The following is a 12,285-nucleotide window of genomic DNA, read 5'->3' on the forward strand; positions in this document are numbered from 1 at the left end:
ACAATGAAAATAAGATCAATTATCAATTGCATTATCATTATCACCAATTTATGATCGTGAATATCTTCTAAGACCCCTAATTACGGGGGTGATCGGTAACAGAGAATAGATATGCAAATCGACTTAACTCATCTTGATGCGACACACTTCGGTGTTTCTTCGCCCGATCCGCTGCGCTTCGCTTTTACTCAGAAGACGTCGCCTCATGCTGGTGGTATGGGCACGCCGATAGAATCCGCGCGTTATGAGTCTCTATTTCAATCACTGACTTCTGTGTCTTCAAAGCGCTCGAGCAAGCGCTGCCTTTACATCCATATTCCTTTTTGCCGAGTACGTTGTACGTTTTGTAACTTTTTTCAAAACGCAGCAAGTCGGCAGTTAGTCGATGATTATTTTAAAGCGTTGCTTAAAGAGATAGAGCTGAAATCTCGACTTGCTTGGACTCAAACAGGTTTGTTTCATGCCGTTTATATTGGTGGTGGAACGCCAACGGATTTGTCCCCTGATCAGATACAAAGACTGGGTAAAGCGATTCGTCGCTCGTTTCCTTTAGCGACGGATTGTGAAATGACGCTAGAAGGAAGAACTAACCGGTTTAGCGATGAAATGTTCGATAAAGCATTGGAAGGCGGGTTTAATCGCTTTTCCTTTGGTGTGCAGAGTTTTAATACTAAAGTAAGACGCAGTGCCAAAAGACTGGATGATCGTGAGGTTGTGCTTGAACGGGTCTCTCACTTAAGTTCATTGGACGAAGCCCCCATTATCATCGACCTACTCTATGGACTCCCATATCAAACACTCGAAGTCTTTGCCCAAGACCTTGTCGACTTTAAAGATTCAGGCGCGCATGGCGTTGATCTTTATCAGCTTGTTGTTGGTGGTAACGCGCCAATGCTTAATATGGTCGAGAAAGGACGTATAGAGCCACCAGCCAATTCTGCGCAGAAAGCTTCTATGTACGAATACGGTGTCGCATTCATGAATGAACACTTTATTAAGCAACTCAGTGTTAATCATTGGGCACGAGACAACAGAGAACGCAGCCAATACAACAGTGTTGCAAAGACCTATGCGGAAGTGTTGCCAATCGGGTGTGGGGCTGGTGGTAATATAGGTGGCTATGGAATGATGAACCATCGATCATTAGATTCGTATATGTCTGCGATGCGTTCAGGCGATACAACTATTGCGATGATGAGCAAACACCATTCACTGGAGTCAGTATTTGCGAGTTTGAAAGCTGGGTTTGATAGTGGCGTAGTGCGTCGAAGCGTATTAGCCATGACTCAAGGGCACGATACTTTTGCGTTGCTTACACCTTTGTTTCAAGTGTGGGAGCAAAATGGTTTAGTTGAACTCAAAGGGGACTACTTGTTATTGACGCTAGCGGGTAGCTTTTGGGCGGTAACCTTAGCTCAAGGGGCGATATCTGCCTTGTCGACGTTGAGTCATGGGCAGCTTTCCGTTTCATCACCGCTGTCTCATGGTAATAAAAAGTTGCATTTCGTCGCCTAATTGACGAAATGCGATGATGAATCATTAGATTAAATAGGAACAACAAATGACGTTAAAGCAAAAAGTTGCAGCGATTCTGGCGGACGAACCTAAATTACTACCCGCTGCGATTGCAGATAAACTCGCGGTAAGTGAGTGTGAAGTAGTGTGCGCATTACCTAGTGAAATGGTTGCTGTCGCTGGAGGGAGTATTGCCCAAGAAGTCTTGGAATCCATCACCACGTGGGGAGCTGTGACAACGATTGTCCACTCGTTCGGCTCCATCTTTGAGGTTAAAGCCCCGTTCCCAAAAGGTAAAATGGCACGAGGTTATTATAATCTTATGGGTAAAGAAGGCGAGTTACATGGACATCTCAAGTTAGATCTGATTACTCATGTTGCGTTAGTGAGTAAGCCTTTTATGGGCAATGAAAGCCACTACTTTGGCTTTTTTGATGCACTTGGTCATAACGTGTTTAAGATTTATCTTGGGCGTGACGACAAGCGTCAACTGTTGCCAGAGCAGGTGACTCGTTTTAAAACGATGCAAAGTAAATTACGCCAATAGTACGATACGGCAGCGAAAAACCCACTTTATAACACGATAAAAATAATCAAAGTACAGTCAGAAAAGGAACAGAAAATGGATCAGCAAGTTAAGCAAGAGCGACTACAGGGGCGATTAGGTCCTGAAATCAAAGAGTTTCGCCAAACGCGTAAAACGATTCAACTTGCTACCGTCGATGGGGAAGGTTGCCCGAATGTTAGCTATGCACCATTTGTCCAAAATCAAGATGGCTACTTTGTGCTGATTTCACAAATCGCACGTCATGCCCGTAATTTACAAGTGAACCCAAACGTATCCTTGATGATGATTGAGGATGAATCTGAAAGTAAGCAGTTGTTCGCTCGTAAGCGTTTGACGTTTGATGCCGTTGCAACCGTAGTTGAAAGGGACACACAGCAATGGCATGCAGTGGTCGCTCAGATGCAAACGCGTTTTGGTGAGATTATTGATGGCTTAAGTCAGTTGCAAGATTTTGTATTATTTAACCTAAAAGCGGAACAAGGGTTATTTGTTAAGGGGTTTGGTCAGGCGTATCAGGTATCTGGTGAGGACTTAGTCGACTTTGTCCACTTACAAGAGGGGCATCGCCGCATAGAAAACAGCGATACCGTAGAGTAATGGTTTTATTGTAAATACGATAATCGATGCAGAATCTGTTATGAGGCCGCTTTGGATTCCACAAAGGTTTCGGCGCCTCGTAACATAGCCTCAATGAGCTCTCCGGCATTAAACTTTACTAACGCTTCGTGAGCTCCCACCTGCCTTGCGCGATCGGTACACATTTCGCTAGATAAAGAGGTGTGTAGGATTCGATAGGCGCGGTTCAATGATGCGTCATTTTGCACTTCAAAAACAAGTTCATAACCGTCGAGTCCTGGCATTTCAATATCACTCACAAGGATATCAATCGCTTGAGAGGAGTGCGCTTTTTCACGCATAAAAGCCAAAGCGCTGTTGCCATCTTTGCAGATCTCAAAGGGGATATTGATTTGGTTCAGCGCATCGCCGAGCTGCTTTCTCGCGATAGATGAATCATCCACAAGCAATACGTTCAAGGCTTTCATTCGCTCTCGTTGCACATCTGTGAGCATCGGGATTTTAGTATCAGCGTATTGTGGGTAAATTTTCGACAATAGTAACTCTACATCCAGTAGCTGAACAATGTCGTCATTAAACTTAGTAACCCCGGTAACGAAGATGTTCTTTCCAGAGCTTTCTGGAGCAGGCTCTATTTCCTTCCAATTACACTCTATGATTTTATCGATTTCTCTCACCATAAAGGCGACCACGGTGCGCAGACAGTCGGTCACAACAAGATAAGTCGTGGAATACTCTTCGGGAGTAATCGGTCTAAAGCCAATTGCCGCCGCCATATCGATGACGGGAACGGTTAAGCCACGGATGCTCACTGTGCCAACCACATGACGATGAGAGTAAGGGATTTGTGTTGTAGGCAAAAATGGCACGATTTCTCGAACTTTAAGTGTGCCGATGGCAAAGCGCTGTTTCTGCATATTCAGCGTAAACAGCAGCATACCTTGTGCTTGATTGGCTTTACTTATTTTTGTCGACATTGGAATTCATACTCTAAGTTGGTGACAGTCTAATTCTATAGAATAGTTTTACTTTTCCCTAACTTATCTGCGGCAGATCAGAATAAAGTTGAAGTGGCTTGGATTGTAAACGTGATTTCGCTCTCATTTTGATTTACACTTTGCGCTATTAGCAGCATCTCTTCATTTTGTATTAGGGTAGACACGTCATGGCAAGAACCGCACACGCACTTCACATCCTTGTTAAGCATAAAGACAAAGCAGACGACATTATGGGTCAGTTGAAAAAAGGTGCAAAATTTCAGGCTCTTGCTAAGAAATATTCAACGTGTCCTTCTGGTAAAAAAGGAGGAGACCTCGGTGAGTTTAGAAAAGGTCAAATGGTCCCACAATTTGATAAAATCTGCTTTACTGGCGAAGTGTTAACGCCTCATCTAGTGAAAACAAAGTTTGGCTGGCATATTGTAAAGGTTCTTTACAGAACATAGTTTCTAGATATTTATTCTAATAATGGCAGGTTTAACTTTCGTTGGTCGTTTCAACCTGCCATGTTCTCTCTCTATATATATTCTTGGACCTTTCTCAAGCGATGAGCTATTCAACCGCGAGCGAGAAGTAAGTTTTAATAGTATTAGTGCGTAAATGTTTTACTTGTTGGTATTCCAAAGACTCGAAGCATTCTTGTATATGAGCCATTGACGGAAACTCAACGATAGACATTTTCGCGTCTTTGCTTGGCCACTGCCCGTCAATCACTTCGAACTTTTGTTGAGTTTTACCAATAACCAGTGGCTTCGCGCCATATTTTTGGAATATGGGTGCACACGCTGTAGCGTATTTTTCTAGTGATGGGTGTCCCATAGGATAAAGGCTAGAAGACACTAAATAGGCAGGTTTTTTTGGGGTTTGATATGCTCCACGGATTGCTCTAAATACCTTTCCTGTGTCTGTGCCTTCAATACTGGCTGAATAATAGGAAGCTACATCATCAGCCTTAATGCCGGAGGAGCTATCAATGCCCCACATATCCATCGTTTCTTTAACCATGCTAGGGCAAACCGCATTGATCCTAACTCCGCTCCCAAGCTCTAGTGCTGAGTTGGCGACAAACGCATTTATCGCGGCAGTACCCATCGCAATAGCGCTGACACCCGGCATAGCGTTAAAGGCGGCTTCACCGGAAGTTAGAGTAATGCTGCCATTAGGTTTTAAGTACTCTAGCCCTATACGAACTATATTGACCTGCCCCATGACTTTATTGTCTAAAACGGTCGCAAACCCTGAATCTTTCATTTCAGTAAGCGAGCCCATTTCACCATTGCCAACCATACTGACGATAGCATCGATCATTCCGACTTGCTCAAACATCGCTTTAATTGAGACTTTGCTTTCTATATCGACGGTTAAGTCACCGTGGCTATGGCCCACACGAATGACCTCATGTTGATGATTGAGGTTTGCGACAACGGCTTGTCCAATGACGCCATTTGCACCAATTGCGAGTATTTTCATTTTGGATATCCTAAAAATTTGTTTGTTGTAACCAAGAGACGGTTTTTTGTACTAACTGAGCAGGCTCATCTTCTTGTAAAAAATGAGAAGCATTTTTAATGGTTGAATGAGGTTGATGTTGAGCGCCGGTAAAATTATCTTGAAATTTAACGTCGTAGCCTTTATCAGCTAAGAACGGGTCTTGGTCGCTGAATAAGGTCAAAACTGGTTGATTCCACGTTTTCAGTTTGTCCCAATCGGCGTTGACTTGATTTAGGTCAGAGGCCACGATTTGTGGCATCTTGCGCGGGGCTGCATAATGGTCAGCGTTTGGAAATGGAGCGTCATAGGCTTGTTTTTCCAAATCGGACAGATTCTTCACGCTTAGTGCTTGTATTATCTCTCCTATTTTTAATGTATCGGCGTGTCGAAAGTAACTCGCCCAGTTCCCATAACTGATTTTACGATTTAGTGCAGCTAAGTCAGCTTTGCCTGCAACAGAAGCGAGTATTTTTAGCACTTTAGGAACCATGAACTTTTCAAGGCCATTCATTTCTGCAAGGGCAGTGTTAGATAAAATGAGCCGAGATAACCATAAAGGTTCTTGAGCGAGCACTCGCAGACCGATCATCCCCCCCCAATCTTGAAAAAATGCCGCGGCATTTTGAATATTGATTTGACGAACAAAGCTTGTCATCCATTGCACATGATGTGCATAGGTATGAGCAGACGCTTGAGTGGGTTTATCCGATTTACCAAAGCCAATGAGGTCGGGTGCGATAACTCGGTAGCCTTCATTAACGAGTAACGGAATCATATGCCTATACAGGTAACTCCATGATGGCTGCCCGTGGAACAAGAAAATGGTTTTTGCGTGTTCACTGCCTTCATCCAAGTAATGCATGCGCATTCCATCAACGTCTAAATAGTGCGAGGAAAATGGGTAATCGATGAGACCATCGAACCGGTTGTCAGGAGTTCGGATGGTGTGCGCTTTGATTTTCATAGTCAGTCCTTCTATGCGTGTTTAGTGGCTCAAACACACTTTAGAACTATCAATGGTCAATAAAAAGCATAGCTTTTTGACGTATATGGTCATATTATTTGACCATGACAAATTTAGAACAACTCCAAGTAATTGAGACGATCTGTGACGAAGGTAGCTTTCAGAAGGCGAGTGAAAAGTTATATAAAGTGCGCTCTGCTATTTCTTATGCTGTAAAGCAGATGGAATCTCATTACGGAGTACAAATATTTACTCGAGATACGTACCGCCCGGAACTCACTGCTGAGGGTAAGGTACTTATTGTGCAAATAAGACGATTACTCCAGCATGCAAGTGACTTTGAAACCTTTGTTATAGAGATGAAAGGGGACATTGAAACAGAGCTACGGTTAGGTGTTAGTTCATTGTTTCCAATAGATAAAATTACAGGGTTATTGCTTGATCTTAAGAAAAAGTTTCCAAAGACAACGATACATTTAGATATTGAAGTCGCATCTGGGGAACGACGCTTAGTTGATAAGAATGTTGATATCGCGATTTACGGCAGTTTAAGTCGCCACAGTTCGGTAGATTATCTTCGAATTGATACCATTACGATTCCATTGGTCATATCCAAAACGTTGGTCCCTTCACTTTCAAAGCCTTTGTTTGAAAACGATTTGCTACAATATCCACAAGTGATTATGAAATCGTCTGATCAACAGTCTCCAGACACAGGGGTCTTAGATGAAACTATTAAATGGTACGTGACCGATTTGGCGACCAAAAAAGCGTTAATCGAGTCGGGGTTAGGTTGGGGGAGAATGCCACTGCATCTCGTTCATGAAGAAATCCAAAGCGGACAGCTACTAGTATTAGATATTTATGATGAATTGAACTTGCCGATTTATGTGGCAAAACTAAAAAGCAAACCACAAGGACCAGTAGCAAAAGCCATTTGGCGATATTTTGATGAATAATAAACGATATCCAAAATAGAAATGGATGAACCGACACTATTGGATGCTAGCCTTGGTTCACTTTCATACCGTCACCTTAGTGACATTATTTCACCTTACGGAGTGCCGCGCGTGAATCTTGTGTTTTATGTACGCTTTGCAAGAACCTCGGGGACATAGGGTGTTAGTATTGTACTTGAATGAACTTTATACCTAACGTTTTATACAGTACTTAAAGTTAACAGCATGCATGCAGAGTCTGTGGTACACTCCGTCTCCATTTTATTCATTCGTTTACTAGGTTCAGATTACAATGAGCATGAAAAAAGAAATCCAAACACTTAAAAACCGTCTTGATGCTTGTCGTCATAAGCTAAACAGTGCTCAATCTCGTAGTGACAACGAGATGATCTCTAAATTTACGGATGAAATTGATAAGCTGACAAAGAAGCTGGCTCAGCTTCAGCACAAAGCAAGCTATGACATGAATAAAGAGCGTAAGAGCTTGCTAGACATGCCGTTCTACCGTGAAATCACTAAAGCAGAACAAGCGGACCTAGGCAAATTGAAAAAGAGCGTGAAAGGCCTAGTTGTTGTTCACCCAATGACGAAAATTGGTAAAGAGCTACGTCTAGATGTGATGACAGGATTCGCACCTAAGAAGTTTTAACTCTGTGAAGTCAGATAGACTGGTAGAGAGAGATTAACGCGCCTTTAACGGCGCGTTTTTTTATGCCTAATTCTTCGGCAGTAGCGGTGATAGAAGCTATCAATGGTTATAGCACGAGTGTCGTTTTCAATACCAAGTGATAGCTACGCCTAGCTTCTCATACAAAAGAAAGCGAGTAGAGGAGGATTTGGGCATGGTTAGTTTCGATATAATGGCTGATAGAGTCACACACGCATTATTGACAGGAGTCAACATGTCACATTCGGCACTGAGCCAGAGTAATGTCATTCTGCATGCCTTTGATTGGCCATATGCATTGGTAACAGAAAGAGCACAAGAGATTAAAGCTGCAGGCTATAAGACGATACTGGTTTCACCTCCGATGAAATCATTTAGACAATCTACGTCTGTTCAATGGTGGCAGCTTTATCAACCGCAAGACTATCGAGTGATTGATAATAAACTGGGTAATACCGAAGATTTCAAAGCAATGATGTTAACCCTTAATACACTTGATTTATGGGTATATATCGATGTGGTCTTTAATCATATGGCCAATGAATCCAGTATTAGATTAGACCTTCAGTATCCGAGTTCTTCAGACCTAGAACAGTATCGTTCTCATCGTCAGTACTTTGAACAACAAAAGCTATTTGGGGATCTTAGTGAGCCACTTTTTGATGAAAATGACTTTGTTGAGGCATTTGGTATTAAAAATTGGAAAGATCGATGGGAGGTTCAAAATGGACGGCTGACGGGAGGTCCCAAGGATCCTGGCTTGCCAACCTTAAGAACGGCTCTGCGGGTGATTGAACAGCAGCAAGCATATTTACGTGCGATGAAGGATCTTGGGGTTCGAGGCTACCGTATTGATGCGGCAAAGCACCTCAGCCTAGAACATATTCAGGCGGTATTCACCGACGATATCACGGATGGAATGCACGTCTTCGGGGAAATCATTACTGATGGTGGTGCAACTAAAGAAGAATATGAGCTGTTTTTGCAGCCATATTTGGAAGAAACTCGTCTTTCGGCGTATGACTTTCCATTGTTTAATACCTTGTTTGACGTGTTAGAAAATGAAGGGAGTATGGCCTCGCTTATTGACCCTTATTGTTTTGGTCAAGCCCTCACCAACGCTCGTTCAATAACGTTTGCAACTACCCATGACATTCCCAACAATGATGTATTCAAAAATTTGGTATTAACAGAGCAAAATGAATGGCTTGCTTATGTATATATCTTAGGTCGAGATGGTGGGGTTCCGCTCATTTATGCGGATTTGGATCCTAGTGGGATCACCAATCAACAAGGGCAGCCAAGGTGGGTCAACAGCTGGAAAGATCCTAAACTATCGCGGTTGATTGAGTTTTATCATCGTATGCATGGTGAGAGCTTTGAGGTGATAGAAGCCAATGAAGATATTCTTGCCTTCACTCGTGGCAGTAAAGGTTTAGTCGTGATTAATAAATCTCAGCGCGATAAGACCATATCTATTGAGCCGACGATTCAGTTAGTGTCCGCCTTTGATACTCGTCAAAAGGACACTCAAGGAGAGGTGCGAGTTGCGAGGTGTAGTGCAGAAGTTTTCTATACCAAGGCACGAGGCGACTGAATGAAAAAAACGGAAGAAGCGACCGCTTCTTCCGTTTTTAATTGCACTAATTAAAGGGGTGACCCGGCTATTTTGTGTATCGAGTTAGCACTTCTAACGCGTATTGCATACGTTCACGATCAATCTCTTGTTCTGGTAGCAGTCGGTTGCTGCCGTCTCTGACTTCGTATAGTCCGTTACCTTTCAACGAGAAGATTTTATCTTGTGACACTATAGAGTAGTCACCATAGTCAGCAACGATGGTAAACGGTCGATCAACCGCTTCTCCTAAGAGGTCTTCACCAATGGTGTAGTCTTTGAGATTGTTGGTGACGCCTAAGTAGTTTTTCATCAGCGTTGGGACAAGATCAAAGTGGGTAGTCATCATACCTGCTGGCCATTGGTTGCTGGCTTTGTCTATACCCGCCCCTAGCATGATAAATGGTACTTTGATTTGCGCCTCGGTAAAGTTGCCGTTGTGACCCCAGAAGTTTTGTCCGTTGTCGTTAAACTCTTCCCCATGGTCACCCGTGACAATGATTAATGTATCGTCGTACGTGCCTTCCGCTTTAAGCTTCTCAACCACTTCTTTAATTTTGCTGTCAACAAAATGTGTGCTGGTGCGATAACGATTCAATACTGGCTCTGGATCCGAATCATTACTGCGAACAAACGGGTTATTGGGCCCAGACATTGGCTCAAATCTTGGCTGGTAATCTTTAGGGAATACGAAGCCGTGTGGCGCATCAAAGAACATAAATGAAAAGGTTGGTTTGTCGGTACGGTTGTCGTACCAAGTCTTCCAATCTTCCACTAATTCAATGTCTCTGTCTGAGGCATTACCTTTTGATTGACCACGAAGACGTAAGTTAGGGATCTTGGCAAAAATAGTACGATTGAACTCAGGCGACTCAATGTGCGCAGAGGTAAACACACCAATTTGATAGTCGAGTTGTTGCAATCTATCCATCAATACGGTTGGACGCTGGTTGGCTAGCATTGGGTGCCAGTATGGACCCGGTAGTCCGTAGAATAGACCAAATGTGCCCATGCGAGTTGCGTTTCCCGATGCGTAGTGTTTGTCAAAAGATACGCCTTCTTTAGACATCTCATACACGGTTGGCATGTATTGCGGTGTTACAGTATCTGGTCGCCATGAGTCAATCAGGATTAACATGATGTTTTTTGGTTGAGCTGGAGCGTCGCCCACCAATGGGTGGATAGGGTAATTCAAACCGCCTTGGATTTTTGGCGTTTTTGCCTGACTTTTTTCAAGCTCTGCTCGGTCAAGCCATCCATGTTTGATTAGGAAAGAGTTGGCAATCGTTGGGTAAAACACGGGCAAGTATTGGTTTACAAATGTTACTGGCTGATAGGTTGTAGCCGATGCCCAGATGTGAATGCCATGGCTGGTCAATGTCGTGACTAAAAACAGTGGGAAAAAGATTTTACGTAGTGATTTAGTGAAGCCAAAAGATTGGCTTTCCATTCGACCTAGCGCCCACCATTGCAGTGCAAATACACCGCCAAGTCCGGCAACAAGCATTGCCCATGCAGATAGTGGGAACTCTACAATTTGACCAGACATGACCAGTGATAGCACTGGATAATTTAGGTGGAATCGATAGAAACCAAACACCATGGTATCAACGAATAAAAACGTCAGACCTAAGGTCGCGATAAGAGCAAGAATAGGTCTTTTAATCTTGAGAGGGAGAACGCAAAGAGCCAATCCCAGTAACCAAAACACTAACGCTAATAGGCTCATGTGACTAAAGAGACTTGTTGCAGCAAATGTGGTTTGGATGCCATCAAAGGGCAGCTCTGGAAAGTATAAGAAGTAGCGAACGCCAATCAGCGTGGCCAGCAACGCATTGAGAATAAGGAACTCATAATAAGCACTTAAGCGCGTTTTAAATAGTTTTAACATTTTGATTAACCAATTTACTAAGTAACGTTAATACAACAGGTCAGTAACCTGAGATTAGGATGTGGCACATTGTAGGGGAGTGAGACATAAAATTGAAACGAAAAAGAGTGATTGGTGACAAATCGTTACTTTTCGCTTTAACCCATGCAGTTACGTCGAACGATAGGTTACTGTGGCGAAAAGTAACAAATGTCAATGCATTATCAATGTGGAGCAATTTCACTTGATCATGCCAGTTTGACCAGTTGTGCGACGAGCTTTTCGATGCCGTTTGCGGCTTGTGATAATGTCTGGGCTTCCATGTAAGCAGGAGTGGAAAGGACATTGTGTTGCTTGTCATAGACGACATCATCTACGTTACAATTAACATGTTCTCCACCCAATCCTAGAAACCCTTGCGCAGTACCATGGTCTGTCCCTATTGTGCCGTTGACCCCTTGAGGATAAACCATGGGAATAATGACCGGAGCGATACAGAGGTAACCCGCTGGTTTTCCTGCTTGAGCAAAGGAGCGACAGGCTTGTGCGACATCCGCATTGATGGAACATTCTGCGCCATTGATTGCGAAGTCGGTCAGGTTTTTTGCCGCGCCAAATCCACCAGGAACGAGCAACGCGTCATAATCACTGGTGTGCAGTTTATTGACATTGCTAATGTTGCCACGGGCAATGCGTGCTGCTTCCACGAGGACATTGCGAGTTTCCGTTGTGGTATCACCGGTAAGGTGGTTAACGACGTGTAACTGTTCAATATCCGGCGCGAAACAATGCCATGTTGCCCCTGCTTTTTCGATTGCATGTAGCGCTAATACCGATTCGTGTATTTCTGCGCCATCGTAAACGCCACAGCCGCTAAGTATGACCGCTATTTTTTTCATGGTGGTTGCCTTTTTAATATTCATAACCTAATGATATTAGTATGAAACTGCTCCTCCTGTCTGTTAATTGCAGTAAAGATTGCTACTTATTGACAGAACGTGATGTGTTAGCCGCTTATCGCTATTACAGCGAGCTCGAACGATTGAAGTCCGCAGCTTTACT

General features: G+C 43.3%; 12 protein-coding genes. 7 read left to right on the top strand and 5 right to left on the bottom strand.

The genetic code is table 11. The features are described from left to right. The first annotated feature begins 111 nt into the window (after positions 1-111). From hutW to hutZ, 3 genes are all read left to right on the top strand, one after another. Positions 112-1,515: a heme anaerobic degradation radical SAM methyltransferase ChuW/HutW gene (hutW, locus tag L4D05_RS12780; protein ID WP_428794248.1), complete on the top strand. Its 1,404-nt coding sequence runs from the start codon at positions 112-114 to the stop codon at positions 1,513-1,515. 46 nt (positions 1,516-1,561) lie between these two features. Next, the gene (gene hutX, locus L4D05_RS12785; protein WP_428794249.1) at positions 1,562-2,062 is read left to right on the top strand and encodes a heme utilization cystosolic carrier protein HutX; all 501 of its coding nucleotides are present in this window, start codon (positions 1,562-1,564) and stop codon (positions 2,060-2,062) included. 75 nt (positions 2,063-2,137) lie between these two features. Next, the gene (hutZ, locus tag L4D05_RS12790) at positions 2,138-2,680 is read left to right on the top strand and encodes a heme utilization protein HutZ (protein ID WP_428753133.1); all 543 of its coding nucleotides are present in this window, start codon (positions 2,138-2,140) and stop codon (positions 2,678-2,680) included. Between the two features lie 38 nt (positions 2,681-2,718). Here the strand turns inward: hutZ and L4D05_RS12795 are convergent, their stop codons facing one another. After that, positions 2,719-3,636 carry a chemotaxis protein gene (locus L4D05_RS12795; RefSeq protein WP_428753134.1) on the bottom strand — a complete coding sequence of 306 codons (918 nt, stop codon included), beginning with the start codon at positions 3,634-3,636 and terminating at the stop codon, positions 2,719-2,721. Positions 3,637-3,824: 188 nt separating this feature from the next. Here L4D05_RS12795 and L4D05_RS12800 point away from each other — a divergent pair, with 188 nt between their 5' ends. After that, a complete protein-coding gene (locus L4D05_RS12800; RefSeq protein ID WP_250616217.1) occupies positions 3,825-4,103 on the top strand; it encodes a peptidylprolyl isomerase in 279 nt (92 codons plus the stop codon). A 106-nt stretch (positions 4,104-4,209) separates the two neighbouring features. On the opposite strand, the gene L4D05_RS12805 is transcribed toward L4D05_RS12800, so the two are convergent. Together L4D05_RS12805 and L4D05_RS12810 are read right to left on the bottom strand one after the other, a co-directional pair. After that, a complete protein-coding gene (locus L4D05_RS12805; RefSeq protein ID WP_428794250.1) occupies positions 4,210-5,127 on the bottom strand; it encodes a short chain dehydrogenase in 918 nt (305 codons plus the stop codon). Positions 5,128-5,137: 10 nt separating this feature from the next. Continuing rightward, positions 5,138-6,112 carry a haloalkane dehalogenase gene (locus L4D05_RS12810; RefSeq protein ID WP_428753137.1) on the bottom strand — a complete coding sequence of 325 codons (975 nt, stop codon included), beginning with the start codon at positions 6,110-6,112 and terminating at the stop codon, positions 5,138-5,140. Between the two features lie 104 nt (positions 6,113-6,216). Here L4D05_RS12810 and L4D05_RS12815 point away from each other — a divergent pair, with 104 nt between their 5' ends. From L4D05_RS12815 to L4D05_RS12825, 3 genes are all read left to right on the top strand, one after another. Continuing rightward, on the top strand, positions 6,217-7,071 hold the full coding sequence (locus tag L4D05_RS12815; protein ID WP_428753138.1) for a LysR family transcriptional regulator: 855 nt from the start codon (positions 6,217-6,219) through the stop codon (positions 7,069-7,071). Positions 7,072-7,363: 292 nt separating this feature from the next. Next, entirely contained in the window at positions 7,364-7,720 is a 357-nt protein-coding gene (locus L4D05_RS12820; protein ID WP_428794251.1) for a YibL family ribosome-associated protein, read from the top strand. A 253-nt stretch (positions 7,721-7,973) separates the two neighbouring features. Continuing rightward, positions 7,974-9,335, top strand: a complete 1,362-nt coding sequence (locus tag L4D05_RS12825) for an alpha-amylase family protein (RefSeq protein WP_428753140.1) — start codon at positions 7,974-7,976, stop codon at positions 9,333-9,335. 67 nt (positions 9,336-9,402) lie between these two features. On the opposite strand, the gene L4D05_RS12830 is transcribed toward L4D05_RS12825, so the two are convergent. Together L4D05_RS12830 and elbB are read right to left on the bottom strand one after the other, a co-directional pair. After that, positions 9,403-11,244 (bottom strand): DUF3413 domain-containing protein, encoded by a 1,842-nt coding sequence (locus tag L4D05_RS12830; RefSeq protein ID WP_428794252.1) that lies wholly within the window; start codon positions 11,242-11,244, stop codon positions 9,403-9,405. A gap of 227 nt (positions 11,245-11,471) precedes the next feature. After that, positions 11,472-12,122 (bottom strand): isoprenoid biosynthesis glyoxalase ElbB, encoded by a 651-nt coding sequence (gene elbB / locus L4D05_RS12835; protein ID WP_428794253.1) that lies wholly within the window; start codon positions 12,120-12,122, stop codon positions 11,472-11,474. Positions 12,123-12,285 lie beyond the last annotated feature (163 nt).

The sequence above is a fragment of the Vibrio nomapromontoriensis genome, from assembly GCF_050337205.1.
In the GTDB taxonomy this organism is placed as follows: domain Bacteria; phylum Pseudomonadota; class Gammaproteobacteria; order Enterobacterales; family Vibrionaceae; genus Vibrio; species Vibrio nomapromontoriensis.